Origin of the sequence: Pseudomonas sp. C32 (assembly GCF_030417915.1) — a bacterium.
Taxonomy (GTDB): Bacteria; Pseudomonadota; Gammaproteobacteria; order Pseudomonadales; family Pseudomonadaceae; genus Aquipseudomonas.
This window is the reverse complement of the sequence record NZ_JAUHUK010000013.1, coordinates 37,133-62,092: the sequence shown is the minus strand read 5'-3', so window position 1 is coordinate 62,092 and position 24,960 is coordinate 37,133. Positions and strand designations below refer to the sequence as shown.

Sequence of the window (24,960 nt, the reverse complement as noted above, 5' to 3'; positions counted from 1 at the left end):
CCGAGGGAAACCCTGATTGCTGTCGCGCGGCTCGCAAAAACCGCCGCGAGGGCCGTTGGTCGCGGCGCTCAGCCGGTTTGTTCATGGAAGCTAAGCTCTAACTGGGGAGTAGGTCTTATCTTCCAATGAGGTGAGGGATGGTTGAGTCACAGCAAAAAGCTACGAAACCGGAGCTGTACGAAAGACTGATCGATCGTCTGGGCCTGGCCCTGGAAGCGGCGAAAACCGCAGGTCGGCTGCGCGACGAACGCCCACTTGAACTGGAACTGCGTGGCCTGAGCCCCGCAGAGTTTGCTTTGGTCAAGGCGTATCTGGATCGCAGTGAACGTGAGACACACGGATGCTTGTCAGCAGCGGTAAAGCAACTCGACGCACCACGTTCGGCCAAAATCATCTGGCTCAAGGACAAGGTACCTGGCAGAGACGCGGTAAAGGTCCGGTCTTTGCAGTACAAGTAGACACAGAGCCATGCTCCAGCACTTTTTGAAGCATAGTCCTTCCGTATTTATTGTCGCATTGCGCTAACCCACTTAGGCTTCGGGCATCTCAAGGAGATGCTCGATGCCTTTTCGTTATTTCGTGAAACAACTTCTCTTGCCGCCCGGCCTTCTGATGCTGCTGCTTTTGCTTGGCTGGTGGTTACGCCGCTCAAGGCCGAGGCTGGCCAGTGCGTGCTTTGCGCTGGGGCTGGGTGGTTTCTGGCTGATGAGCCTGCCGGTGGTGGTGGAATGGAGTGCCGACCTTCTTGAGCGCGAGCCGCCGCTGGCCCGCGAGGAATGGAGCACGCTGGGGCAGCGCGCCGACGCCATCGTGGTGCTGGGCTCGGGCCGCGAACACGGTGACGTGGCCTGGGGCGCTGATCAGCCAACAGGTATTGGCCTGGAACGTCAACGTTATGCGGCGCGGCTGGCCAAGGCTTCGGGCTTGCCGGTGCTGGCCAGTGGCGGGTTGCATTACGGCATACCACCGACTGAAGCGCAGATGATGGCGGAGTCCTTGCGCGACGATTTTGGCGTGACGGTGCGCTGGCAGGAGGGCAAGAGCCGTACCACCTGGGAAAACGCACAATTCACGGCGCAATTATTGTTGCCGCAAGGCGTCAAGCGTGTGGTGATCGTCACTCACGCTGCGCACATGCCGCGTGCCGTCTGGAGTTTCCGCAAGGCTGGATTCGACGTGGTGGCCGCCCCGATGGGGTTCTTAGGCGGAGACAACGCCCGACCGCTGGGCGGCTGGCTGCCGGAGTCGAAATCGATCTGGCAGAGTGGGCAATTGATGAATGAGGCGGTGGGGCAGGTCGGGTATTCGTTGTTCTACCGCTGATTAATTGTGGCGAGGGAGCTTGCTCCCGCTGGACTGCGCAGCAGTCCCATGCTTTTTGAAAGGAGAGGGCCGCTTCGCGCCCCAGCGGAAGCAAGCTCCCTCGCCACAGAGGCTCCCCAGATCACATGGGCTCGCCAGTTTCAGACAGTCTTGGCCATCCGGCTCGCCACCAACGCCCAGCCAAACAGCAGCATGCAGACGATGAGCAACGGCCATGAACGCCATTGCAGATAAGGCGTCAGGTTGTGCATCGGCACCACTTCGCCGTACAGGATGCCGCGTTCGAACTGCGGAATCTGCTCAGTGATCTGGCCGAACGGGTTGATCAGGCCGGTCACGCCGTTGTTGGTGGCGCGAATCATCCAGCGGCCCGCCTCAAGGGCGCGCATCTGCGCCATCTGCAAGTGTTGCAGCGGGCCGATGGACGTGCCGAACCAGGTGTCATTGCTGATGGTCAGCAGCAGGTCGCTGCGAGCGGCGAGGCTGGCGGCGAATTCCGGGTAGACCACTTCGTAGCAGATGAACGGCGCAATCTGATAGCCCTTGGCTTGCAGCAGCGGCTGGTCGGCCGGACCGCGGGCAAAGTCCGACATCGGCAGGTCAAAGAAGGCGATCAGCCCGCGCAAAACGTCTTGCAGCGGCACATATTCGCCAAACGGCACCAATTTCTGTTTGAGGTAAGTGCCGTCGCCTTCACCGGTCACGGTGATGCCATTGTAGAAGCGCTTCTCTTGATGAACGATCTGCCGGATCGGCACGCCGGTAATCAGTGCCGAATTCCGCTCGGCAGCGAATTTACCCATCACGTCCAGATAGCCCTGGGCAGATTCCTTGAGCACCGGCACCGCGGTTTCCGGCCAGATCAGCAGGTCGACGCGCTTGGAGCTCAAGCTCATGTCACGGTACAGCGCGAGCTGTGCATTGAGCTGCGCCGGGTCCCATTTCATGCTCTGTTCTATGTTGCCCTGGATTGCCGCGACACTCAGTGGTGCGCCTGAAGGGCTGGTCCAGGCGTGATGCTTGAGCGCCATGCCGGCTACCCATGGGCCGACCAACAAGACGATTCCCACGGCGATGAAGCCTTTGCGTCCCGTGCGAGCCAGGCGCAAGCCGTTGTAGATCAGTGCGGCGGTCAAGGCCAGGGTGAAGGAAATCAGCCACATTCCGCCAACTGGTGCGAGCCCGGACAGCGGGCCGTCGAGCTGGCTGTAGCCAGAGTAGAGCCATGGGAAACCGGTCAGGAACCAGCCGCGGAACGCTTCCTGGGCGACCCACAGCGCTGCGAAAGCCAGCGCGTCGGCCAGCGGCGCCTCGTTGCGGCGCAGCCAGCGTGCCCAGAGCCAGGCGGGCAGGGCGAAAAACCAGGCAATCGCCGCCGTGAAAATCAGCATCAGGAAGCCGGCCAGCAGCACCGAAGCGCCGCCGAAATGGTGAATGCTGTAGTAGATCCAGCTGGTACCGGCACCGAACAGGCCGAAGCCGAAGCACCAGCCACGCCCCAGCGCCTGGCGCGGGCTCAGTTCACGTAAGCCGGCATAGAACAGGCCGACGGCGAGCAGTGCCAACGGCCAGATATCGAACGGCGCCAGTGCCAGGGTGGTGATTGCACCGGCCGCCACGGCCAGCAGGTTACCGGGCCAGCCGGGGCGGGTTGTCCAGCGCATTTCAATCCTTAGCGAGCAATGGGCGTCAGGCGAAGCAAGTGAATCCGACGACTGTCGGCGTTCAGGATGCGGAAGCGGTAGGGGCCGATCTCGGTGATTTCGTTGCGCTTGGGCAAGTGCCCGAACGCGCTCATCACCAGGCCGCCGACGGTGTCGAATTCGTCGTCGGAGAATTCGCTGTCGAAGAACTCGTTGAAGTTCTCGATCGGCGTCAAGGCCTTGATCAGGAAGTCACCGCTGGGCAGCGGCTTGATGTAGCTGTCTTCTTCGACGTCGTGTTCATCTTCGATGTCGCCGACGATCTGTTCCAGCACGTCTTCAATCGTTACCAGGCCAGCCACGCCACCGTATTCGTCGATGACGATGGCCATGTGGTTGTGGTTGGCGCGGAACTCACGCAGCAACACGTTCAGGCGCTTGGACTCCGGCACGAACGTGGCGGGGCGCAGCAGATCCTTGATGTTGAAGCTGTCGCCGTTCTCCTTGAGGATCAACGGCAGCAAGTCCTTGGCCAGCAACACGCCCATCACGTCATCGTGGCTTTCGCCGATGACCGGGTAGCGGGAGTGGGCCGAGTCGACCACGGCGGGCAGGAACTCGCGAGGTGTCTGGGTCGCCTTGATGCTGACCATCTGCGAGCGCGGGACCATGATGTCCCGGACTTGCAGGTCAGCCACCTGAATGGCGCCTTCGACGATGGCCAGCGCTTCGCTGTCCAGCAACTTGTTCTGGTGTGCATCGCGCAGCAGCTCAAGCAGCTCCTGGCGGTTTTTCGGCTCGTGGGCAAAAGCCTGGGTGAGCTTACCCAACCATGACTTCTGCCCGTTGCTCGATCGATCTTCGCTCATAGCGATTACTCTGAATCCTTTGTTGTTTCGGTAGGGAATGCGTCGGTTTCGTCGTCCGCGTACGGATCGGGAAAGCCCAGTTCTGCAAGCAACGTTCGTTCCAGTGCTTCCATTTCTTCGGCTTCCTCATCCTCTATATGGTCGTAACCAAGCAGATGCAAGCAGCCGTGAATCACCAGATGGGCCCAATGGGCGTTGAGTGCCTTGCCTTGCTCGGCCGCTTCGCGTTCAACCACGGCGACGCAGATCACCAGGTCGCCCAGCAGCGGGATGTCGAGAAACTCGTCTGGCACATCGGCCGGGAACGACAAGACGTTAGTGGCGTAGTCTTTTTGCCGCCAGGTGTGGTTCAGCTCGCGACCTTCGGCCTCGTCGACCAGACGAATGGTCATTTCCGAGTCGGCGGTGCGCTGGCGCAGGGCCAGTTCGCACCATTGACGGAACTCAGCCTCGCTGGGGGCGGACGCTTCGGTGGCGATTTGCAGGTCAAGCTCAAGCATCGCGGCGGCTATCCTTGGCGGCTGCATCATCGGCCGCTTTGGTTTCGAAGCGCTCATAGGCTTCGACAATGCGCTGTACCAGCGGATGGCGCACGACGTCCTTGGGCTGGAAGTGGGTAAAGGTGATACCCGGTACATCCTTGAGCACTTCGATCACATGGTGCAGGCCGGACTTGGTGCCGCGTGGCAGGTCGACCTGGGTGATGTCGCCGGTGATGACCGCGGTAGAGCCGAAACCGATCCGGGTCAGGAACATCTTCATTTGTTCGACCGTGGTGTTCTGGCTTTCGTCGAGAATAATGAAGCTGTTGTTCAATGTACGGCCACGCATGTAGGCCAGCGGCGCGACTTCGATGACCTGGCGTTCGATCAGCTTGGCGACGTATTCGAAGCCCAGCATTTCGTAAAGCGCGTCATAGAGCGGGCGCAGGTACGGGTCGATTTTTTGCGACAGGTCGCCGGGCAGGAAGCCGAGTTTTTCACCCGCTTCGACCGCCGGACGCACCAGCAGGATGCGGCGAATCTGCTCGCGTTCCAGCGCATCCACCGCGCAGGCAACCGCCAGGTAGGTCTTGCCGGTACCGGCCGGGCCGATGCCGAAATTGATATCGTTACCGAGGATTTCCTTCACGTACCGCACTTGATTCAAGCCGCGGGGGCGAATCATGCCTTTTTTGGTGCGCAGGGCAACGGAGGCTTCGGCGGGCGAGTGGTTGTCCAGCGCTTCGACGGCAGATTCCTGCAGGAACAGGTGAACCATGTCCGGCGACAGCTCGGTACCCTTGGTTTCCCGATACAGGCGGCGCAGGAGGTTTTCCGCGGAGGTGGTGTGTTTGGGCTCGCCGATCAGTTCGAATTGGTTTCCGCGGTTGCGGATCTCGATGGTCAGGCGCTGTTCGATCAAGCGCAGGTGCTCGTCGAATTGCCCGCACAGATTGGCGAAGCGGCGAGCTTCAAAGGGCTCGAGGATGAAACGATGTGGTTCGATGGGTGCGTTCAAGGTCGTATTTAGCCGCCCTGGGGCAATAGTGATGAATGAAGGATAGCGCCAGTGGGCTGGGTGCGAAAGCTTAAATAATTAAGCATCGCACACTGCACTGTAGGAGCCGGCTTGCTGGCGATGGGGGCCCCGCGGTGTATCAGATACACCGGGTTATCGTTCATCGCCAGCAAGCCGGCTCCTACAGGGTTACTGGATCAAAGAGCCCCGCAACGAGTGCGGCTGCGCGGCATCGATATGCACATCGGCGAACTGGCCGATCAAGGTTGGATTATCGCAGCGGAAGTTGACGATACGGTTATTCTCGGTCCGGCCTTGCAACTCGCCGGGGTCCTTTTTCGAATAGTCGGTGACCAAAATACGCTGGATCGAGCCCACCATTTGTCGGCTGATCTCGAAACCTTGCTGGTTCAAGCGATGTTGCAGTGCGTTGAGGCGTTCTTTTTTCAGCTCTTCCGGCGTCTCGTCGGCGAGGTCAGCAGCGGGTGTGCCCGGACGCTGGCTGTAGACGAACGAGTAGGAAAAGTCGAAACCGACGTCCTGAATCAGCTTCATGGTTTGTTCGAAATCTTTCTCGGTCTCGCCCGGGAAGCCGACGATGAAGTCCGAACTGATGCAGATGCCCGGCACGGCAGCCCGCAGCTTGCGCAGTTTGGATTTGTACTCCAGCGCCGTGTGGTTACGTTTCATCGCGGCGAGGATGCGGTCCGAGCCCGATTGCACCGGCAAATGCAGGTGTTTGACCAGTTCCGGCACGTCCGCGTGGGCCTGGATCAGGCTGTCGGAGAATTCCAGCGGGTGCGAAGTGGTGTAGCGGATGCGGTCGATGCCATCGACGGCGGCAACCACGCGGATCAGCTCGGCCAGGTCGGCCAGGCGCCCGTCATGAGTGGTCCCGCGATAGCCGTTGACGTTTTGCCCCAGCAGCGTCACTTCGCGCACGCCGTTTTCGGCCAGGTGAATGATCTCGGCAAGTACGTCGTCGAACGGCCGGCTGACTTCTTCGCCACGGGTGTAGGGCACTACACAGAAGGTGCAGTACTTGCTGCAGCCTTCCATCACCGACACGTACGCACTCGGACCGTCGATACGTGGCTCGGGCAAATGGTCGAATTTTTCGATTTCCGGGAACGAGACGTCCACTTGCGGCAGCTTGGTGATGCGCGCGGCGTCGATCATTTCCGGCAACCGATGCAGGGTCTGCGGGCCGAAAACCACGTCCACATAGGGGGCGCGATCGCGGATGGCGGCGCCTTCCTGACTGGCCACGCAACCGCCGACGGCGATCACCATGTCCGGGTTGGCCAGTTTCAGCTCACGCCAGCGACCGAGCTGGGAATACACGCGATCTTGTGCGCGCTCGCGGATCGAGCAGGTGTTGAGCAGGATCACGTCGGCGTCTTCAGCGCGGGCGGTGACTTCCAGGGCCTGATGTTCGCCCAGCAGATCGACCATGCGCGAGCTGTCGTACTCGTTCATCTGGCAACCGTGGGTTTCGATGTAAAGCTTCTTGGCCATGGAATAGAGTCATCACGTGATTCAAAGAACCGCGCATTATAGGGAACATGTCCCCAGGTTCCTACCGCTGCGCGTCCAATGGCTATGCTATAGTTCGCGCCCTCATTTTTATCCCCCGATGTGTTGCCCGCCGCCCATGACCAAACGTGAAGCCCCAATCTACAAGGTGATTTTCCTCAACCAGGGCCAGGTGTTCGAAATGTACGCCAAGCAGATCTATCAAAGTGATCTGTGGGGCTTTCTGGAAGTGGAAGAGTTCGTCTTTGGCGAGCGCACGCAAGTGGTCGTCGACCCGAGCGAAGAAAAGCTCAAGGCTCAGTTCGAAGGCGTGGTGCGCAGTTTTGTGCCGATGCATTCGATCGTGCGCATCGACGAAGTCGAGCGCATGGGCACACCGAAAATCAGCGAAGCGCGCGGTGCGGTCGGCAACGTGATGCCGTTTCCGATGCCGATGCCTGAGAAGTAAGCCATTGCCTGATGGCTGATGGCTGATGGCTGATGGCTGAAGGCGCTTGTTGTGGCGAGGGAGCTTGCTCCCGTTGGGCTGCATAGCGGCCCTGAAACCTGTCACCGCTTTTTTCAGATAAACCGCATTGCTGAATTTACGACTGCTTCGCAGCCGAGCGGGAGCAAGCTCCCTCGCCACAACAAGCCACCTCGCAGTCAGCAGTGCTCAGGGCAGTGGCGAAAACGGCGAGCGCCCGTCAGCGCTCTGCAATTCCATCAAATATTTACGGAATATTTGCCCGAGCACCTGGGTGGCGACTTCGAGTTCTTCGCGGGGCATCTTTTCAGTGACTTCGTCGGCAGTATCCAATGCTTCTTCGGCGCCATTGACGGCCGCCATTTTCAGCAGGATGTACGCCTGGATGTTATTGGCCGGTACGCCTTCGCCATGGAAGAACATGCTGCCGAGTTTGAATTGCGCCTGGGCATGGCCTTGCAGCGAGGCTTTTTCGAAATAGCTCAGGGCTTGATCGAGGTCGCGTGGCGTGTTTTTGCCATCGTAGTAGAACTCACCCAACTCGTATTGCGCTTGGGCATCCCCATCTTCCGACGCTTTCTGGCAGGCGGCGAGGGCCTGTGCCAGGTCTTGCGGCTGAGTATTGAGGGTGCAGCGACCCATCGCTGGGATTAACAACGAGTTGCCGCCTGCTTGTGCGAGCGCGAGCAGGGGCTGAAGGAGCAACAGGCAGCCCAGTGAAAGGGCGCGGCCGGTGCGGTTCATGGGAATCGACTTACCTCTGAAGGGCGCGCGGACCCATCGAGGGATCCAATAAGCGCGCATTATGAAATAAGCAGGACCAACCTTACAAAGTCTTTACTCGTTTTTCTGCTACGCGGGAATTATTTCACCCGCTTTGCGGCAGATTATTAGCAGATGAGCAGGACAAAGTGCAGGAATGTCGGTGAAAGCTGACGCTGGTAATGACCAGCGTCAGTGATTCAGCCTTACTTCAGTGCAGCAAACGCGCGTTCGGCGGCATCCAGGGTCAGTTTCAATTCGGCTTCGCCATGGGCGATCGAGGTGAAACCGGCTTCGAATGCGCTCGGTGCCAGGTACACGCCACCTTCCAGCATCAGGTGGAAGAAGCGCCCGAACAGAGCGGCGTCGCTGGACATCACGTCTTCGAAGGTGACGATATCGTCAGCGCCGCTGAAATACAGACCGAACATGCCGCCGGCCTGGGTCGTCACGAACGGAATGCCGGCCGCATCGGCACGCTGTTGCAGGCCGTCGAGCAGACGGGTGGTGTAGTCGGTCAGCTCGGCGTGGAAGCCCGGGCGGCTGATCAGACGCAGGGTGGTGAGGCCCGCGGCCATCGCCAGCGGGTTACCCGACAACGTACCGGCCTGGTAGACCGGGCCCAGCGGGGCGATACGCTGCATGATTTCGCGCTTGCCACCGAAGCAGCCGACCGGCATGCCGCCACCGATGATCTTGCCGAAGGTGGTCAGGTCCGGCGTTACGCCGTAGTGAGCCTGAGCACCGCCGAGGGCAACACGGAAACCGGTCATCACTTCGTCGAAAATCAATACCACACCGTGCTTGTCGCACAGGGTCCGCAGGCCTTCGAGAAAGCCCGGTGCAGGTGGTACGCAGTTCATGTTGCCGGCCACGGGCTCGACAATGATGCAGGCTACTTCCTGGCCCACTTCGGCGAGCATGGCTTCAACGGCATCGATGTCGTTGAACGGCAGGGTCAGGGTGTGTTTGGCAAACGCCGCCGGCACACCGGCAGAGCTCGGCACGCCTTGGGTCAGGGCGCCGGAACCGGCCTTGACCAGCAAGCTGTCGGAGTGACCGTGATAGCAGCCTTCAAACTTGATGATGCTGTCGCGACCGGTGAAACCACGGGCCAGGCGAATGGCACTCATGGTCGCTTCGGTGCCGGAGCTGACCATGCGCACCATTTCCATCGACGGCACGAGGGAGCAAACCAGATCGGCCATCTGGGTTTCCATCTCGGTCGGGGCGCCGTAGGACAGGCCGTGTTCCAGTTGTTTGCGCACCGCGTCCAGCACGTCCGGATGGCTGTGGCCGAGGATCATCGGGCCCCATGAACCGACGTAATCCACATAGCGCTTGTCGTCTTCGTCGGTGACGTAGGCGCCTTCGGCGTGCTTGAAGAACAGCGGCGTGCCGCCGACGCTCTTGAACGCGCGAACCGGCGAGTTCACGCCACCGGGAATGTGTTTCTGGGCATTGGCAAACAGGGTTTCGGAACGAGACATGATCGGGCTCTCAAATCAGATTTAAAGCTTAAATAGAAAACAATTCGTTGAAGGCGCGGGCGCGGCGGGTCACTTCAGCCGTGCTCTCGGCGCCGAACAGGCCATGCACCACCGCCAGCAGATCGACGCCATGGGCCACCAGTGGGGCGGCGTTATCCAGGGTGATGCCGCCGATCGCGCAGATCGGCAGGTGCAGCTGCTTGCGGGCCTGGTCGAGCAGGTCGAGGCTGCAGGTCGGTGCACCGGGCTTGGTGTTCGAATTGAAGAAGCGGCCGAAGGCGACATAGCTGGCGCCTTCCTTGGCAGCTTGTTCGGCCAGTTCAAGTTGCGCGTGGCAGGTCGAGCCGATGATGGCCCTGGAACCGAGTAATGCCCGGGCCGGGGTCAGCGGGCCATCGGTCTGGCCCAGGTGCACGCCCACGTTCAGGCGCGCCGCCAACTCGGCGTCGTCGTTGATGATCAACTGCGTCTTGTAGCGTTCGCACAGCCCGCGCAAGGCTTCGGCCTCACGCAGACGGCGGGCCTCGTCGCTGCTCTTGTCGCGGTATTGCAGCAAGGTGACGCCGCCTTCCAGCGCCGCCTCCACGTACTTGAGCAACTTACCGTCCAGCAGATGGCTGTCGGTAATGGCGTACAGGCCACGTAGTTTCATCGGACAAGCCTCACCGCATACAAATAGAAGTTACGAACAGAAATCCAGTGGCAAGCGACGCGGCACGAACTGGCCTTTGCCCAACTGCTCGGCGTCACGCAGGGTGCGCCACGTGTAGTTAAGCGCGGTCTGTACGGCACTGGCGAGGTTTTCGCCTTGCGCCAGACGACCGGCCAGTGCGCTGGCCAGGGTGCAACCGGAACCGTGATAGCTGCCGGGCAGACGCTGGCAGGTAAAGGTTTCGCGCAGGCCATCGCGGCTGTACAGGCGATTGTGGATTTCGGTTTCATCGCCATGACCGCCGGTGATCAGCAGGTGTTTGACGAACGGCAGGAGTTTTTCAGCGCACTCGTCCGCGGTGCCTTCGGGCAGCTCGGCGAGGATGCGGGCTTCAGGAAGGTTAGGCGTCGCAATGATCGACAGGGGCAGCAGGCGTTCGCGCATGGCGTAGCCGACTTCGTCCTTGCCCAGGCGCCCGCCGCCACCGGCGCGCAGCACCGGGTCGCAGACCACCGGCAGATGCGGGTGCGCTGAAAGCAGTTCGACGACAGTGTCGACCATCTCCAGCGAACCGAGCATGCCCAGTTTGACGGCGGCGACTTCGGAGTCGTTGAGTACGGCATTGGCCTGGGCCAGTACCCACTCACGGTCGAGGACGCGGAAGTCAGTGACATTGACGGTGTCTTGCACGGTCAGGGCGGTGACGGCCGGAGCCGCATGGCAACCCTGAGCGAGCAGGGCTTCGATATCTGCCTGCAAGCCGGCGCCACCACTTGGGTCGTGGCCGGAGAGACAGAGGACAACGGGGCGAGAGCTGTAGATATTCATGGTGCGCGAGCTTACCACCAAACATTCTTTTTCGGGTGCAGCGACATCCCATTGTGGCGAGGGAGCTTGCTCCCGTTGGGCAGGGAAGTGGCCCCTGTTCTTTTTAAAGCCATACCGCGTAACCGGCCTTTACGACTGCTTCGCCGCCGAGCGAGAGCAAGCTCCCTCGCCACAGAGGTCGTCGTGTCACTGCTGGCACTGCTGTAAAGCCCGTTCTAGAGCCTTTTCTTTAAATATTTCAATGGTGTTTAAAGGCCACCAACGGCTATGCTAGAGTGGATCCAAACCAATAACAGGTGATACCGGTTTTACGTCTGCTCAAAAGGAATGGGGGGGCTTCCTGACAGGACCGGACAGGCCACGCTGGGGCTTAAATGCGCTATTTGCTGATGTTGCTTTTTTGTTTGCCCCTTTTGGCAAACGCCGTCGAGTTCGACGAGTTCACCCAGAGCCTTCCCTTGGGCCGAACCCTGCAAGTGTTTGAAGACGCGGCAGGTCAGGCGTCCATCGCGGATATTCGCGCGCAAGCGGCGGCGGGCAACTTCAAACCGCACAATAAAGACACGCTCAATGCCGGGTATTCACGTTCGGTGTTCTGGCTGAAAATCGACCTGCATTACCGTCCGTCCAACCCGACGGCACAGCGCACCTGGCTGCTGGAACTGGCCTATCCGCCCCTCGATCACCTTGATCTCTATTTGCCTGATGCCGACGGCAACTACCAATTGGCCCGGCAGACCGGCGACGCCTTGCCGTTCGCCAGCCGCGAAATTCGCCAGAACAACTATCTGTTCGATCTGACGTTCAAGCCTGAACAGGCGCAAACCCTTTACCTGCGCTTGCAGAGTGAAGGTTCGATCCAGGCGCCGGTGACGTTGTGGTCGAGCACGACCTACCTCGAAGAGCAACCTGTTCGGCTGTACGTGCTGGGGCTGATTTACGGCGTGTTGCTGGGGATGCTGGTCTACAACCTGTTCATCTACCTCAGCGTTCGCGACACCAGTTACCTTTATTACATTTTCTACATCGCTTCGTTCGGCTTGTATCAGCTGTCGGTGAACGGGGCTGCGGTGCAATATTTCTGGCCAGACAATCCTTGGTGGGCCAACGCCGCGACACCATTTTTCATTGGCTGCGCAGGGCTGTTCGGCAGTCAGTTTGCCCGCAGCTTTTTGCAGATGGCCACGCACAGCCGCTGGTTCGACCGTTCGCTGTTGGCGTTGGTGGCTTTCAGTGCATTGGTGGTCGGGCTGTCATTGATGACCAGTTACGCCTTGGCCTTGCGTCTGGCGACGGCGCTGGCGCTGACCTTCACCGTGGTGATTTTTGCCGCCGGGATATTTGCCTGGCTGCGCGGCTTGCGGGTGGCGCGGTACTTCATCATTGCCTGGTCGGCGTTTCTGCTGGGCGGCATCGTTAACACGCTGATGGTGCTGGGTTACCTGCCGAATGTGTTCCTGACCATGTATTCCAGCCAGATCGGTTCGGCGATCGAAGTGGCGTTGCTGTCGCTGGCGCTGGCTGACCGAATCAACGCCATGCGCGAGCAACAGGCGCAAACCCTGTTCGATGCCAGTCAAAAACTCGAAGTGCTGAACCAGCAACTGGCGCACAGTAACAAGCTCAAGGACGAATTCCTCGCCACCCTGACCCATGAATTGCGTACGCCGATGAACGGCGTGATCGGTTCGCTGGAACTGATGCAAACCGTCGAGATGGACCCGGAGCTGGAGCAGTATCAGCAAACGGCCGCAGGCTCGGCGCGGGACATGATGCGCATGGTCAACGGCATCCTCACCCTGACCGAATTGCAGGCCGGCAAGCTCAAGGCCTCGGCGAGTACCTTCAGTTTGCGCGCAATGGTCGAAGCGTTGCGTGTGCAGTTCGAAGGCAATGCGTCGGCCAAGTCTCTGGACTTCAAGGTCGACGTTGCGACGGGTTTGCCGGATCGTATGCAGGGGGACAGCGTCAAGATTGCGCAATGCCTGGAATGCCTGTTGGACAACGCCATCAAGTTCACCCGTGTCGGTGGCCTGGCGTTGCGGGTGACCGGCAAGGCGGCCGAGTTCGATCGTCTGGCGCTGAGCTTTGCCGTGATTGATACGGGCATCGGCTTCACCGATCTGGGAGAGGCGACGATGTACCAACGGTTCTTCCAGCTCGACGGCTCGATGACCCGTGAATACGGTGGCCTGGGGGTTGGCCTGGCGATCTGCCGACAACTGGTGGAATTGCTCGGCGGGCGCCTGACTCACCGCTCCGAGCCCGGTCACGGCAGCCGTTTCCAGCTCGATATTGTAGTTGAACTGCCGATGGCGCAACGGCCGGCGATGCCTTTGATGCCTCGGGATTTGCCACCGTTGCGCCTGCCCCAGGATTGCACCGTGCTGCTGGTGGACGACAACAGCATCACTCAACTGGTGATGCGCGGCATGTTGCTCAAGCTTGGTTTTCGTGTGCGAACGGCTGACAGCGACGCCATGGCGCTCGAACATTTGCAGCAGGAACGTTTCGATGCGGTGTTGATCGATTACCTGCAGCGCTCGCAGGAAGAGGTGTCACTCTGCTGCCAGATTCGCGACATGTCGGGTTATGCCGAAGTGCCGCTGTTCATGATCGCCCTCGGCATGGACCGGGAACGTTGCCCGACCGGTGCTTTGATCGATTACCTGAGCAAACCGGTGAAATTCGAAGACTTGCAGGCAGCGCTCTATCGCCGGGTCCTCTGTATTCAACAGGGTGAAAGTGCCGACAGTTAGGCGGATATGACACTTTTTTCGGTCATGGGGCGGTGCTTAACTGAAGTCCCTTGGCCGACCAAAGGAGCCCTGTCATGAACCTGCATCAGTTCGCCGAAACCCACGAAGTCACCAATCAGCCGCCGTCACTGGATGGTGCCAACCTGTACCGCATCGACTTGCCGTTGCAGGAGTGGTCGCGGCGGTTCGGTGCCGGCTGGGCCGAATCGCGGATCGACGCCTACGGCGCACTGGCCGGCGGGCCGTTGATGGAAGCGGGGTTCCTGGCCAACCAGAACAAGCCGGTGTTCAGCAGCCATGACCGGTTTGGTCACCGCATCGATTTGGTGGAATTTCATCCGGCCTATCACGAACTGATGCGCACGGCGATCGAGCACGGCTTGACCTCACTGCCCTGGGCGCAGCCGCAGGACGGCGCCCATGTCGCCCGCGCCGCCATGACGTATCTGCACAGCCAGGCCGAAGCTGGCAGTGGCTGCCCGCTGACCATGACCTTCGCCAGTGTCCCGGCGCTGCGTCTGCAACCGAATCTGGCGAAACAATGGCTGCCGAAAATCCTCGCCACTGAATATGACCCGCGCAACGTTGGTATGGCCCACAAGGCTGGCGTCACCATCGGCATGGCGATGACCGAGAAGCAGGGCGGCACCGATGTGCGTGCCAACACCACCAAGGCGTATCCGGTTGGCGCCAGCGGTCCCGGTCAGGCTTACGAGCTGCTAGGGCACAAATGGTTCTGTTCGGCGCCGATGTGCGATGCCTTCCTGACCCTGGCGCAGACAGACAAAGGCCTGACCTGCTTCCTGCTGCCGCGCCATCGCCCGGACGACACGCGCAATCAGTTCTACATTCAGCGCCTCAAAAACAAACTCGGCAATTGCTCCAACGCTTCCAGCGAAGTGGAGTTCCGGGGGGCGCTGGCATGGATGGTCGGTGAAGAAGGGCGCGGCGTTCCGACGATCATCGAGATGGTCGCCATGACCCGCTTCGATTGCATGGTCGGTTCCAGTTCACTGATGCGCCAGGCGCTGACCCAGGCCAGCCACCACTGCGCTCATCGTTCGGTGGGCGGCAAGTTGCTCAGCGAACAACCCTTGATGCAAAACGTGCTGGCGGATTTGGCGCTGGAAAGTGAAGCGGCTCTGGCGTTGAGCCTGCGCATGGGCAAGGCGCTGGATCATCTGGATGACAGCCATGAAGCCAAATTTGCGCGACTGGTCACGGCAGTGGGCAAGTATTGGATCTGCAAACGCGCACCGGCGATGATCAACGAGGCTGCCGAATGCATGGGGGGCGCCGGTTACGTCGAAGACAGCATCCTGCCGCGTCTTTATCGCGAGGCGCCGGTGAACTCGACGTGGGAAGGCTCCGGCAACGTGCAGTGCCTTGATGTGCTGCGTGCTCTGTCCAAAGAACCGGGCGTTCTCGATGTGCTGTTCAGCGAATTGGGCGATGGCCATGGCGATAAACGGCTGGCGGCGCACATTCATCAATTGCAGGCGGCGTTCAAAGACACCGGTGACATTCAGTACCGGGCGCGACAACTGACCGAAGACATTGCGTTGGGGTTGCAGGCCAAGCTGTTGCTGGAGGCGGGGAATGCGGTGGTCAGTGATGCGTTTATTGCCAGTCGCCTTGGTTCGAACGGTCGGGTTTACGGCGCCTTGCCACGCGGCCTGGATGTGGAGGCGATTGTCGCCCGCTCGACCCCGCAAGGATTCTGAACACTTTAAAAACCTGTGGGAGCCAGCCTGCTGGCGATAACGGTGCCACAGCCAACAGACAGGGTGAATGTAATTGCGCTATCGCCAGCAGGCTGGCTCCCACAGGGGTTTTGCATTCACCGCAATTCTTCTGCATTGCCAATACGCCACTGTTCCCGTGAAGCGACGATGCAGGCAAGATGAAGGTCTGCAAGTCAGAACACAGGATGCTGATCGTGACCGAAGCTTTTATTGTCGTTCAAACCGCCGAGCAAGCCGTGGACCGGCTTGCTCACTTGCACAATCGTGCAACCGTCGCGCTGAGCCAGGCGCTCAAGCGTTACCTCAAGGATCGTGTCGAGCCCGATGCCGAGCAGCGCTCGATGTTCCGCTATCCCGAATTACGCCTGACCTACCTCTGCCAGGGGGAAGTCCCGCAGACCACCCGCGCTTACGCCAAGGTGCAGTTGCCGGGCACTTACAGCGTCACCGTCACCCATCCCGCCGCATTCCGTAAATACCTGTTGGAACAACTCGTGCCGTTGATGCACGACTTCACCGTGACGGTCGAAGTCGGCGTCAGCCAGCAGAACATTCCTTACCCGTACGTGGTTGAGCAGGGCGATGAGCTGGCTGGCTCCGGTGTGACTGCTGCGGTGCTGGCGCGGGTGTTCCCGAGCACGGACCTGTCGGCTGCGACCGACGGTATTGCCGACGGCTTGTACGATTGGGAAAACACCGATCCGCTGCCGCTGGCCTTGTTCGATGCCGCACGGGTGGATTTCTCACTGCGCCGACTGGTGCATTACACCGGCAGCGACTGGCGTCATGTGCAGCCGTGGATTTTGCTGACCAACTATCACCGCTACGTCGACCAGTTCATCGTCCATGGCCTGGAACAATTGCGCAGCGACCCGCGTTTTGTGCGCATGGTCCTGCCGGGCAACGTGATCATCGAAAAGAGCATGGATCACGGCGAAGCGTCGGCGATTGCCGCGGGCGTGGTCTGGCACCGCTACCAGATGCCGGCCTATCACCTGATCGCGAGCGACGGTCATGGCGTCACCCTGGTCAACATCGGCGTTGGCCCGTCCAACGCCAAGAACATCACCGATCACCTGGCCGTGCTGCGTCCGCACTGCTGGCTGATGATCGGCCACTGCGGTGGCTTGCGTCAGTCGCAGACCATTGGCGACTACGTGCTGGCGCACGCTTACATGCGTCGTGACGGGATTCTCGACCGGGTCGTGCCGCCAAACATTCCGATTCCGGCCCTGGCCGAAGTGCAGATGGCGCTTCAGCAGGCGGCAGCCAATGTCACCGGGGAGAAGGGTGATGAACTGAAGAAACGCCTGCGCACCGGCACCGTGCTGACTTACGACGACCGCAACTGGGAGCTGCGCTGGGCCCAGGAACGTCCGCTGATCAACTTGTCCCGCGCCGTGGCCGTGGACATGGAAAGCGGGACCATTGCTGCTCAGGGATATCGTCTGCGGGTGCCGTACGGCACGTTGTTGTGCGTGTCGGACAAGCCGTTGCACAGCGAGATCAAGCTGCCGGGCTCGGCCAACGCGTTCTATGAGCGTGCGGTCAGCCAGCACCTGAAGATCGGCATCGCCGCCGTGGATTTGCTGCGCACCGAGCTCAACTCGTTGCACTCGCGCAAACTGCGCAGCTTCGACGAGCCGCCGTTCCGCTGATTCGCGATGGTCATTTAGCGGTCGGGGCACTAGCATTGTCAGCCCTGATCGCTAGATGTTCTCTTCGCCATGTCCCGTCCTCAACGCCCCGTTTCCCGCCGCCCTGGCGCGAAGCCTTCTGCTGCAGCCCCGCGCCGTGTCGCCAAGGCTCCGCCAGCCGAGCCGAAACTGATCCTGTTCAACAAACCGTTCGATGTGCTGACGCAATTCAGCGACGGCGAAGGGCGGGCGACGCTCAAGGACTTTATCGACATTCCCGGGATCTACCCGGCAGGGCGTCTGGACCGCGACAGCGAAGGCTTGTTGTTGCTGACCAACGACGGCCAGCTTCAGGCGCGCATCGCTGATCCGAAACACAAGCTCGCCAAGACCTATTGGGTTCAGGTCGAAGGCGAGCCGAGCACTGAGCAATTGCAGCGCTTGCGTGACGGGGTCGAATTGAATGACGGCATGACGTTACCTGCCGAAGCGCGACAACTGGATGAGCCTGAATTGTGGCCCCGCAACCCGCCGGTACGGTTCCGCAAAAGCGTGCCGACCAGTTGGCTGGAACTGGTGATTCGCGAAGGGCGTAACCGGCAGGTGCGGCGCATGACGGCGGCGGTCGGGTTGCCGACGTTGCGCCTGGTGCGGGTCAGGATCGGCGACTGGACGATCGAAGGGCTCGATCAGGGCCAGTGGAAGGAAGTACCGGCGCGCTTATAACGTGCCGGATTCGATCAGGCCGATCACCACGCTCTTGATGATGAACGCTGCCACGCCCAGGCCCAGCACGAAGAACAGAATGAACGAGCCAAAGCGCCCGGCCTTGGACTTCTTCGCCAGATCCCAGACGATGAAACCCATGAAAATGATCAGGATGCTGACCAGTCCGGTCATCATCCACTCTTCGAATACTGCAGGATCCATCGAACATCTCCAGCGCGCACGCGGCTAAAAAGGGCGCGGGGAGTATACGCCCGGCAGGCAGCGTGCAGTATTGACCTGCGTCGGTGTGTCGCAGTCATTCGTCGCCTGTGCCGGCCCCATCGCCGGCAAGCCAGCTCCTACAAGGTCTAGCGCCGGTCACAACATTGTGACCGACTCAAAACCTGTAGGAGCTGGCTTGCCAGCGATAGCGTCCTCAACTGCGCAGATGAGTCAACGGCAGTTCGGTGCTGTTCAATACCTGATTGAGCACAAAACTCGAGCGCACACTGGTCACGCCTTCAATCCGGGTCAGGTGTCCCAGCAGCAGCTTCTGATAGTGATCCATGTCCGGCACCACGACCTTGAGCTGATAGTCGGCGTCCATCCCGGTCACCAGGCTGCATTCGAGCACTTGCGGCAAGGTGCGAATGGCCGCTTCGAAGTTCTCGAAACGCTCCGGCGTGTGACGGTCCATGCCGATCAGCACGTAGGCGGTCAGGCTCAGACCGAGCATTTTGCGGTCGAGCAGGGCGACCTGGCGGGAAATGTAGCCGTCGTCCTCCAGTTGCTTGACCCGTCGCGAGCACGGCGAAGGCGACAGGCCGATGCGCTCGGCCAGCTCCTGGTTGGAGATGCGCGCGTCGCGCTGCAATTCCGCCAAAATACTCAGGTCATAACGGTCGAGCTTGCTCATCAATCAGTCCTTTGTCGTAACTATTGCGGTGGATTATCTATCCAGGGTTAAAAATTGCGCAAGTGATGTTTAATTCAGCAATCTTCGCAATCCTCTGCCGGCGCTCCAGGCCTATTCTTATCACCAGAATCACTGCTCGGACAAACAGTCCACTGCAACTCGCCGAATCAGGCCAGATGCGGCCGCCACCCCCCACCGGGGATGTGCTGGCCCCCGAGCTACACACTGTCCAGAAGACGGCGTGAGGTGAGCCAACGTCAAAAGCGTTGAGCCAGGACGAAGTTCTCAAGGGGAGGCCGACGGGTCTCCCCTTTTTCTTTGCGCAAATAAGCCACCCCGTCCACCGCTGGCCGGTAAGGCTTGGCTTGCCAGCGATTTTTTGATTTTCACTTCCTCGGTCAGTACGACATTCATCAAGTTTTTCACTCATGGAATTGCATCTAGAAATCGTCGCCCTCTTTTCCCTCGAATCGGCTTATTAGTCGAAAGTTCAGAGCCTGATTTTGCGGGATGATCTGGTCATGGGGGGGGCTGCGGGATGTGTTTGAGTTGTCGGTGCGTCGGGGAGATGTCGAAACGCCCCAGTAAATGAGTGCATGGGTTTGGCGCGGACGCCGTCGGTGGTGTGGACAAGCCGTTGGGGCGGGAGCCGGTGGGATTGGCTGCTGAGTCCAGCAATCAAAAAATGGAGCTGCTTGATGCCCCGCTAATCTCGCTCACCTCGGTAGAAAACGGGTACCCCCTCCCCGGCCATGACGGGGGAGGGTGGATGCGGTCACCCTTTACGTTTGGACGGCTTGAGGGATCACAATGGCAGTTTTTCACCCGAGGCAAATCGATCAGCGCGCACCTCACCAGACTGCTCTGTGTAGATGTAAGCGTATGCGCGAGGGAGAGAAGTGAAGACTCGAGCGACACCATTCTCCCAGAAGATCGCAGCGCCATTGTCACAAGCAACGGCCCTTTCTCCGGAGGAGCCAACAAGATTCAGCAGAGGTTCATGTCTCTGCTCTTTATCGAGGTGAGGGCAGAAAACGCCCGGCAGAAAACCCAGCCCTTCAAGCCGCTTCAGGCTCCAGCTTGAACCTTCTACGGCTGAGAACCGATCCGAGTCGCTAAGCCCTGCTTCATACCAGCAGATCGCTCCAGCACTCAGGCCAGACAGGACGGTGCCATTTTGTCCTGCTTGGCGAAGGGCCAGATCGATTCCGTAGTCTCGCCAGATTTTGAGCATCTTTTGCGTATTTCCGCCGCCCACATACACAAGGTCAGCAGTTAGAATTTTTTGTATCGCATCTTGTTGAGAGAAGTTTGATTTTGTAGTCAGGAGAAAATCAACTTTGCACCCAAGCTGCTTGCCATAGATATGCTGAAAAGTTTTACAGTATCCCTCTGCGTCGCCACTTGCGGTTGGGATAAAGAGGGCTTTCGGCTCGCGTTTGTCTGTCTGGCTGCAGATAAAAGAATCCAGTTCTAAAGTTTCGAGCTGTGAAATTTCACCGCCCCCAATTGTTATAATTTTCACGCTCGCCCCTAGTTCAAAGGAGAGACCGGCGATTGCCGGTCTCGAGTGGAGTAAACTTAGTTGCAAGCAAGCGGGTGCGGCTTCATGAACAGCTTGCAAGTAGTCACAGCAACCATATGCCCTGCTTGTTGCTGGGCTAAGGGAGCTGTTTTGGAGGTAGGGTTGGTAACCAAGACTTGCGACAGATCCTTTACAAGATCTTTGTCAAACGAAGCCTGATTTTCTGTCATGGCAGCAGCGTGGGCTGAAAGAAGGAGGGTTGCAGCGAAAGTTACCGATTTAACATGCATCTTCTATCTCCTGATAGCGCGTATTTCGTGTCAATGACACGTCATCAGCGAGGCAACCTTGCCTCATTGCGAATGATATCGAGATTCGTTCCCGCATACAGCGGTTTGTCACTAACGTGCGACGTGATGGCGTATCCGGCCAACGGCCAGTCGCCGGAGCAGGTCAATCGGGACGGTTACGAGTGCTACCAATGCGCGGTGCAGCAGAGCGGATTTGCCCGCAGACGGCGACCTATCGGCCAGACTCTTGCGTGGTGCAAGGCTACCAGCAGGCCCAAGGCAAGTGCCTGAGCAGTCGCGGTTATCAGGTGAACTAGCCAGCCCTGGCGGCGTTCACCACTTCCTTCGGATCGGCGTGCACCAGCACTTCGGCTCGCGGGTAGGCGTTGTGAATGGCTGCCGCGGCCTGGTCGCTGATACCGTGGGCGACTGACAACGTCAGCTCTCCCGGCAACTCCAGATGCAATTGCACAAACCACTGGTTGCCGGAGATTCGGGTGCGCAGATCATGCGCACCCAAGACGCCCGGCACGCTGCAAGCCAGTTCCAGCATGTGCTGGCTGACATCCGGCGGCAGTTCTTCATCCATCAATACCGCAAAACTCTCCCGGGCGATCTGCACCGCGCTCCATAGAATGTAGGCGGCGATTCCCAGGCCGAACCAGGGGTCTACCTGATGCAGGCCAAACCCGGCCAGCACCAACGCGATCAGAATGCTGCCGTTGAGCAGCAGGTCCGAGCGGTAGTGCAGGGAGTCGGCGCGCACCGCGTTGGAGCCGGTGGCCTTGACCACCCGATGTTGAAACATCAACAACACCACGGTCAGCACGAGCGAGAACACAATCACCGCGATGCTGATCCACGGCGCGCCCACGGGTTCGGGGTGTTTCAACCGCTCGTAGGCCTGTAACGCGATCAGCACCGCACTGCCACCAATGAACAGCGCCTGGGCCATGCCCGCCAACGACTCGGCCTTGCCGTGCCCGTAGCGATGATCATTGTCGGCGGGGCGCAAGGCGTAATGCACCGCCAGCAGGTTGAGCAAGGACGTGACGCCGTCGAGCGTCGAGTCGGTGAGGCCGGCGAGCATGCTCACCGAACCGCTCAGCCACCAGGCGATGGCTTTGGCGACGATCAGGGTGCACGCCACCGCCACCGAGGCGCGGGTGGCCAGCCGCAGCAGGCGGGCGTGTTCGGCGCTGGAGGTCATAGGGGGAGCATTTCCTTAAAGTGATCCTTCACACGTACGGGTTACGCGGACGGTTGCAGGCCGAGCATCGCCAGCTGCTGGGCGCTGCCCTTGCTCTGGATCAGACGCGGATCGTCCAGCGGGAAGCTGCGGCCCAGTTCACGTTCCAGAAAAGTCTGCAATTTGTGGTTATCGACTTTGCCGTCGGCGCCGATGGCTTCCTTGAGTTTTTCCGGGGCAACTTGTGCGGTCTCTCCCGGCGCGTAGTAAATCGCCCCGGTGGCGAAGTCCACGGCAAATGCGATCAAACCGGGAATGATATAGAACAGCAGACCCACGGCATCGAGCGCGGCAATGGCCGGGTCGATCTTGCCGTCGATCTGGCCACGTCGGTCCGGGTAGAAGATCGAACCGCAAGCGGTCACTTGAGTCAGCAAGGTTGCGACCAGAACACCGCCGATCAGGCGAAAGGGAGCACGCATATGAAATCTCCTGGGTAATCTCAAAACGAAACGTCGTCTGTAAGAGTTAAGACCCTGACGAACGCCTTGCAGTTCGCCGTTATACTCGCGCCTCTGTTTGGGAGCCAGCATGATTTCTTTGCCGATTGATGAAGTTTTACCCGCCCTGCGTGAAGCCCTCGCTTCACGCCACGAAGCCGTGCTCGAAGCACCGCCCGGCGCTGGTAAAACCACCCGCGTGCCGTTGGCCTTGCTGGACGAGCCTTGGCTGGCCGGGCAGACCATCCTGATGCTCGAACCGCGTCGCCTGGCTGCGCGCGCCGCGGCCGAACGGCTGGCCAGCGAGTTGGGCGAGAAGGTCGGCGAAACCGTGGGTTATCGCATTCGACTCGACAGCAAGGTCGGCCCGAACACGCGCATCGAAGTGGTCACCGAAGGCATCCTTACCCGGCGCCTGCAGGATGACCCGGCGCTGGATGGCGTGGGCTTGCTGATCTTCGACGAGTTCCACGAGCGCAGCCTCGACGCTGATCTGGCGCTGGCCCTGAGCCTCAATGGCCGGGAATTGTTCCGTGATGACCAGCCGCTGAAAATCCTCTTGATGTCCGCCACGCTCGAAGGCGAGCGCCTCGCCGGGTTGCTCGACGACGCGCCTATCCTGCGCAGTGAAGGGCGCATGTACCCGGTGGCGATGCGTTGGGGGCGGCCGTTCCAGTCCGGTGAATTCATCGAGCCGCGTCTGGTGCAGACCATCCTCGAAGCCTTGAACGACGAAACCGGCAGCGTGCTGGTGTTCCTGCCGGGGCAGGCGGAAATCCGGCGCGTGCATCAACAACTGGCCGATGCGTTGGGCGAAAACACTCAGGTTTTACTCTGCCCGTTGCACGGTGAACTGGACCTGGCTGCGCAGCGTGCGGCGATCGATCCGGCACCCGCGGGCAAACGCAAAGTGGTGCTGGCCACCAACATCGCCGAAACCAGTTTGACCATCAACGGCGTGCGCGTGGTGATCGATGCCGGGCTGGCGCGGGTGCCGCGTTTTGATCCGGGCAGCGGCATGACCCGCCTCGACACGCAGCGCATTTCCAAGGCCAGTGCCATCCAGCGTGCAGGCCGGGCCGGGCGACTGGAGCCGGGTGTGTGTTATCGCTTGTGGTCGCAGGATCAGCACGAGCAACTGGCCGCTTACGGCAGTGCAGAGATTCTTTCGGCGGACCTCGCGGGGCTGGCCTTGCAACTGGGACGTTGGGGCGTGACACCGGGGCAATTGGTGTGGCTCGACGTGCCGCCTGCGGCCGCTTATGCACAGGCTCAGGATTTGCTGCAGCGCCTCGGTGCGTTGGAGGGGGAAACGCTGACCCGTCACGGTCAGTCCATGGCCGAGCTGCCGGCGCATCCGCGCATCGCCCATTTGCTGTTGCGTGGTCAGGCGCTGGGGTTGGCGGACATGGCTTGCGATGTCGCGGCGCTGCTCGGCGAACGCGATATTTTGCGTGGCGCCGGGGCGGATCTGCACAGTCGATTGACCCTGTTGTCTGGCGAAGAACGTGCCGCTCGCGGCGCGCAGGGTGGGGTACAACGAGCCCGGCAACTGGCGCGGCAATATCGCGGTTATCTGCGTGGTAAAGCTTCGGAGCCGGTCAGCGATCCGGATCATCCGCGCTGGCTCGGCGCATTGCTGGCGCTGGCCTATCCAGACCGCGTGGCCCAACAGCGCCGGGCCGGTGGCGCGGAGTATCGCCTGGCCAACGGTCGCGCCGCGTTGTTCGCTGAAGCCGACAGTTTGATGAAGCAACCGTGGCTGGTGATTGCCGATCTGGGCAGTCGTCAGGGGCAGCGTGAAGAACGGATTTATCTGGCGACGGATTTCGATCCGGCGCTGTTCGATTCAGTGCTGGCCGAACAGGTTCGCTGCGTCGATCAACTGGATTGGGACGAACGCGAGGGCGTGCTGCGCGCCGAACGTCAGCGCAAGGTTGGCGAACTGATCCTCAGCCGCGAACCGCTGACCGGCCTCGACGAAAGCGCCCGCAGCCAGGCGCTGGTCAATCTGGTGCGACGCAAAGGTCTGGAGCTGTTGCCGTGGACGCCGGAGCTGCGTCAGTGGCAGGCGCGGGTCGCGATGTTGCGGCAACTGGATCTGGCCGCCAAGGGCGAAAGCGAATGGCCGGATGTCAGTGATGCCGCGTTGCTGAAGAGTCTCGAAAACTGGTTGATGCCGTATCTGGGCAAAGTCTCGCGGCTCAGTCATTTTGCCAATCTCGACCTGTCGAGCATCGTGCGCAACCTGCTGCCGTGGCCGCTGCCGCAACGCCTCGACGAATTGGCGCCGCACCATTTAAACGTGCCGTCGGGCTCGTCGATCCGACTGGACTACAGCGAGCAGCCGCCGATTCTGGCGGTGCGTTTTCAGGAGTTGTTCGGCCTGGCCGAAACCCCGCGCATTGCCGGTGGCCGGCAAGTGGTGAAACTGCACCTGTTGTCCCCGGCACGGCGACCGGTGCAGGTGACGCAGGACCTGGCGAACTTCTGGCGCAGCACCTACTCCGAGGTGAAGAAGGATTTGAAGGGGCGTTATCCGAAGCATTATTGGCCGGATGATCCACTGGTGGCCGAGGCGACTGCGCGGATCAAACCGCGTAAATAATTCAAACGCCGATA

The 24,960-nt window shown here is 60.3% G+C and carries 23 protein-coding genes and 1 pseudogene; 9 read left to right on the top strand and 15 right to left on the bottom strand.

Translation table 11 applies throughout. The annotated features are described in order from the left end of the window. Nucleotides 1-137: 137 nt before the first annotated feature. Both QYH43_RS16260 and QYH43_RS16255 read left to right on the top strand, forming a co-directional pair. Nucleotides 138-458, top strand: a complete 321-nt coding sequence (locus tag QYH43_RS16260; protein ID WP_301157428.1) for a hypothetical protein — start codon at nucleotides 138-140, stop codon at nucleotides 456-458. Nucleotides 459-561: 103 nt separating this feature from the next. Continuing rightward, a complete protein-coding gene (locus tag QYH43_RS16255) occupies nucleotides 562-1,323 on the top strand; it encodes a YdcF family protein (RefSeq protein WP_301157427.1) in 762 nt (253 codons plus the stop codon). 140 nt (nucleotides 1,324-1,463) lie between these two features. Here QYH43_RS16255 and lnt read toward each other — a convergent pair whose 3' ends face one another. The 5 genes from lnt to miaB form a co-directional block, all read right to left on the bottom strand. Continuing rightward, nucleotides 1,464-2,987, bottom strand: coding sequence for an apolipoprotein N-acyltransferase (gene lnt / locus QYH43_RS16250; RefSeq protein WP_301157426.1), 1,524 nt, complete (start codon nucleotides 2,985-2,987; stop codon nucleotides 1,464-1,466). An 8-nt stretch (nucleotides 2,988-2,995) separates the two neighbouring features. Further along, entirely contained in the window at nucleotides 2,996-3,835 is an 840-nt protein-coding gene (locus QYH43_RS16245) for an HlyC/CorC family transporter (RefSeq protein ID WP_027924283.1), read from the bottom strand. 5 nt (nucleotides 3,836-3,840) lie between these two features. Beyond that, nucleotides 3,841-4,335 (bottom strand): rRNA maturation RNase YbeY, encoded by a 495-nt coding sequence (gene ybeY, locus QYH43_RS16240; RefSeq protein WP_301157424.1) that lies wholly within the window; start codon nucleotides 4,333-4,335, stop codon nucleotides 3,841-3,843. Further along, nucleotides 4,328-5,335, bottom strand: a complete 1,008-nt coding sequence (locus tag QYH43_RS16235; RefSeq protein ID WP_095057240.1) for a PhoH family protein — start codon at nucleotides 5,333-5,335, stop codon at nucleotides 4,328-4,330. The genes ybeY and QYH43_RS16235 overlap by 8 nt, the downstream gene beginning before the upstream one ends. A gap of 189 nt (nucleotides 5,336-5,524) precedes the next feature. Then, nucleotides 5,525-6,853, bottom strand: coding sequence for a tRNA (N6-isopentenyl adenosine(37)-C2)-methylthiotransferase MiaB (gene miaB / locus QYH43_RS16230; protein ID WP_095057239.1), 1,329 nt, complete (start codon nucleotides 6,851-6,853; stop codon nucleotides 5,525-5,527). A gap of 136 nt (nucleotides 6,854-6,989) precedes the next feature. On the opposite strand from miaB, the gene QYH43_RS16225 reads away from it, so the two are divergent. Continuing rightward, the gene (locus QYH43_RS16225; protein WP_008052403.1) at nucleotides 6,990-7,319 is read left to right on the top strand and encodes a DUF1820 family protein; all 330 of its coding nucleotides are present in this window, start codon (nucleotides 6,990-6,992) and stop codon (nucleotides 7,317-7,319) included. A gap of 207 nt (nucleotides 7,320-7,526) precedes the next feature. Here the strand turns inward: QYH43_RS16225 and QYH43_RS16220 are convergent, their stop codons facing one another. From QYH43_RS16220 to QYH43_RS16205, 4 genes are all read right to left on the bottom strand, one after another. After that, a complete protein-coding gene (locus tag QYH43_RS16220; RefSeq protein WP_095057238.1) occupies nucleotides 7,527-8,081 on the bottom strand; it encodes a tetratricopeptide repeat protein in 555 nt (184 codons plus the stop codon). 224 nt (nucleotides 8,082-8,305) lie between these two features. Beyond that, entirely contained in the window at nucleotides 8,306-9,589 is a 1,284-nt protein-coding gene (gene hemL, locus QYH43_RS16215) for a glutamate-1-semialdehyde 2,1-aminomutase (RefSeq protein WP_301157422.1), read from the bottom strand. 28 nt (nucleotides 9,590-9,617) lie between these two features. Continuing rightward, complete coding sequence (gene thiE, locus QYH43_RS16210; RefSeq protein ID WP_301157420.1) at nucleotides 9,618-10,241, bottom strand: thiamine phosphate synthase; 624 nt, start codon at nucleotides 10,239-10,241, stop codon at nucleotides 9,618-9,620. A gap of 30 nt (nucleotides 10,242-10,271) precedes the next feature. Further along, a complete protein-coding gene (locus QYH43_RS16205) occupies nucleotides 10,272-11,069 on the bottom strand; it encodes a hydroxymethylpyrimidine/phosphomethylpyrimidine kinase (RefSeq protein WP_057713171.1) in 798 nt (265 codons plus the stop codon). A 374-nt stretch (nucleotides 11,070-11,443) separates the two neighbouring features. Between QYH43_RS16205 and QYH43_RS16200 the strand changes: the two genes are divergently transcribed. The 4 genes from QYH43_RS16200 to QYH43_RS16185 all read left to right on the top strand — a co-directional run bounded on the left by QYH43_RS16200 (nucleotide 11,444) and on the right by QYH43_RS16185 (nucleotide 17,936). After that, nucleotides 11,444-13,828: a hybrid sensor histidine kinase/response regulator gene (locus tag QYH43_RS16200; protein ID WP_301157418.1), complete on the top strand. Its 2,385-nt coding sequence runs from the start codon at nucleotides 11,444-11,446 to the stop codon at nucleotides 13,826-13,828. Nucleotides 13,829-13,902: 74 nt separating this feature from the next. Next, nucleotides 13,903-15,552, top strand: coding sequence for an acyl-CoA dehydrogenase family protein (locus tag QYH43_RS16195; RefSeq protein ID WP_301157417.1), 1,650 nt, complete (start codon nucleotides 13,903-13,905; stop codon nucleotides 15,550-15,552). A gap of 179 nt (nucleotides 15,553-15,731) precedes the next feature. Continuing rightward, nucleotides 15,732-17,231 carry an AMP nucleosidase gene (gene amn, locus QYH43_RS16190; protein ID WP_177408784.1) on the top strand — a complete coding sequence of 500 codons (1,500 nt, stop codon included), beginning with the start codon at nucleotides 15,732-15,734 and terminating at the stop codon, nucleotides 17,229-17,231. Nucleotides 17,232-17,300: 69 nt separating this feature from the next. Then, entirely contained in the window at nucleotides 17,301-17,936 is a 636-nt protein-coding gene (locus QYH43_RS16185) for a pseudouridine synthase (RefSeq protein ID WP_095057233.1), read from the top strand. Here QYH43_RS16185 and QYH43_RS16180 read toward each other — a convergent pair. From QYH43_RS16180 to QYH43_RS16165, 4 genes are all read right to left on the bottom strand, one after another. Continuing rightward, nucleotides 17,931-18,140: a DUF2788 domain-containing protein gene (locus QYH43_RS16180; protein ID WP_039594082.1), complete on the bottom strand. Its 210-nt coding sequence runs from the start codon at nucleotides 18,138-18,140 to the stop codon at nucleotides 17,931-17,933. The two genes, QYH43_RS16185 and QYH43_RS16180, sit on opposite strands and share 6 nt — an antisense overlap. 214 nt (nucleotides 18,141-18,354) lie before the next feature. Then, a complete protein-coding gene (locus tag QYH43_RS16175; RefSeq protein WP_007937367.1) occupies nucleotides 18,355-18,834 on the bottom strand; it encodes an Lrp/AsnC family transcriptional regulator in 480 nt (159 codons plus the stop codon). An 805-nt stretch (nucleotides 18,835-19,639) separates the two neighbouring features. Continuing rightward, the gene (locus QYH43_RS16170; RefSeq protein WP_159953404.1) at nucleotides 19,640-20,359 is read right to left on the bottom strand and encodes a peptidase E; all 720 of its coding nucleotides are present in this window, start codon (nucleotides 20,357-20,359) and stop codon (nucleotides 19,640-19,642) included. A 56-nt stretch (nucleotides 20,360-20,415) separates the two neighbouring features. Then, nucleotides 20,416-20,649, bottom strand: coding sequence for a hypothetical protein (locus QYH43_RS16165; RefSeq protein WP_301157415.1), 234 nt, complete (start codon nucleotides 20,647-20,649; stop codon nucleotides 20,416-20,418). A gap of 120 nt (nucleotides 20,650-20,769) precedes the next feature. Here QYH43_RS16165 and QYH43_RS16160 point away from each other — a divergent pair. Then, a pseudogene (locus QYH43_RS16160) lies at nucleotides 20,770-20,966 on the top strand (glycine zipper family protein); the annotation flags it as partial. Here the strand turns inward: QYH43_RS16160 and QYH43_RS16155 are convergent. Together QYH43_RS16155 and QYH43_RS16150 are read right to left on the bottom strand one after the other, a co-directional pair. Further along, nucleotides 20,963-21,859, bottom strand: coding sequence for a cation diffusion facilitator family transporter (locus QYH43_RS16155; protein ID WP_301157414.1), 897 nt, complete (start codon nucleotides 21,857-21,859; stop codon nucleotides 20,963-20,965). The pseudogene QYH43_RS16160 and the gene QYH43_RS16155 overlap by 4 nt on opposite strands. Nucleotides 21,860-21,900: 41 nt before the next feature. Next, nucleotides 21,901-22,320, bottom strand: coding sequence for a polyribonucleotide nucleotidyltransferase (locus QYH43_RS16150; protein WP_301157413.1), 420 nt, complete (start codon nucleotides 22,318-22,320; stop codon nucleotides 21,901-21,903). Nucleotides 22,321-22,429: 109 nt separating this feature from the next. Between QYH43_RS16150 and hrpB the strand changes: the two genes are divergently transcribed. Then, nucleotides 22,430-24,946: an ATP-dependent helicase HrpB gene (hrpB, locus tag QYH43_RS16145; RefSeq protein ID WP_301157412.1), complete on the top strand. Its 2,517-nt coding sequence runs from the start codon at nucleotides 22,430-22,432 to the stop codon at nucleotides 24,944-24,946. Nucleotides 24,947-24,960 lie beyond the last annotated feature (14 nt).

Coding starts and splice junctions, on each gene's coding strand:
- QYH43_RS16260 (WP_301157428.1), top strand. CDS start 138: ATGGTTGAGTCACAGCAAAAAGCTACGAAACCGGAGCTGTACGAAAGA.
- QYH43_RS16255 (WP_301157427.1), top strand. CDS start 562: ATGCCTTTTCGTTATTTCGTGAAACAACTTCTCTTGCCGCCCGGCCTT.
- lnt (WP_301157426.1), bottom strand. CDS start 2,987: ATGCGCTGGACAACCCGCCCCGGCTGGCCCGGTAACCTGCTGGCCGTG.
- QYH43_RS16245 (WP_027924283.1), bottom strand. CDS start 3,835: ATGAGCGAAGATCGATCGAGCAACGGGCAGAAGTCATGGTTGGGTAAG.
- ybeY (WP_301157424.1), bottom strand. CDS start 4,335: ATGCTTGAGCTTGACCTGCAAATCGCCACCGAAGCGTCCGCCCCCAGC.
- miaB (WP_095057239.1), bottom strand. CDS start 6,853: ATGGCCAAGAAGCTTTACATCGAAACCCACGGTTGCCAGATGAACGAG.
- QYH43_RS16225 (WP_008052403.1), top strand. CDS start 6,990: ATGACCAAACGTGAAGCCCCAATCTACAAGGTGATTTTCCTCAACCAG.
- QYH43_RS16220 (WP_095057238.1), bottom strand. CDS start 8,081: ATGAACCGCACCGGCCGCGCCCTTTCACTGGGCTGCCTGTTGCTCCTT.
- hemL (WP_301157422.1), bottom strand. CDS start 9,589: ATGTCTCGTTCCGAAACCCTGTTTGCCAATGCCCAGAAACACATTCCC.
- thiE (WP_301157420.1), bottom strand. CDS start 10,241: ATGAAACTACGTGGCCTGTACGCCATTACCGACAGCCATCTGCTGGAC.
- QYH43_RS16205 (WP_057713171.1), bottom strand. CDS start 11,069: ATGAATATCTACAGCTCTCGCCCCGTTGTCCTCTGTCTCTCCGGCCAC.
- QYH43_RS16200 (WP_301157418.1), top strand. CDS start 11,444: ATGCGCTATTTGCTGATGTTGCTTTTTTGTTTGCCCCTTTTGGCAAAC.
- QYH43_RS16195 (WP_301157417.1), top strand. CDS start 13,903: ATGAACCTGCATCAGTTCGCCGAAACCCACGAAGTCACCAATCAGCCG.
- amn (WP_177408784.1), top strand. CDS start 15,732: ATGAAGGTCTGCAAGTCAGAACACAGGATGCTGATCGTGACCGAAGCT.
- QYH43_RS16185 (WP_095057233.1), top strand. CDS start 17,301: ATGTCCCGTCCTCAACGCCCCGTTTCCCGCCGCCCTGGCGCGAAGCCT.
- QYH43_RS16180 (WP_039594082.1), bottom strand. CDS start 18,140: ATGGATCCTGCAGTATTCGAAGAGTGGATGATGACCGGACTGGTCAGC.
- QYH43_RS16175 (WP_007937367.1), bottom strand. CDS start 18,834: ATGAGCAAGCTCGACCGTTATGACCTGAGTATTTTGGCGGAATTGCAG.
- QYH43_RS16165 (WP_301157415.1), bottom strand. CDS start 20,649: ATGCATGTTAAATCGGTAACTTTCGCTGCAACCCTCCTTCTTTCAGCC.
- QYH43_RS16155 (WP_301157414.1), bottom strand. CDS start 21,859: ATGACCTCCAGCGCCGAACACGCCCGCCTGCTGCGGCTGGCCACCCGC.
- QYH43_RS16150 (WP_301157413.1), bottom strand. CDS start 22,320: ATGCGTGCTCCCTTTCGCCTGATCGGCGGTGTTCTGGTCGCAACCTTG.
- hrpB (WP_301157412.1), top strand. CDS start 22,430: ATGATTTCTTTGCCGATTGATGAAGTTTTACCCGCCCTGCGTGAAGCC.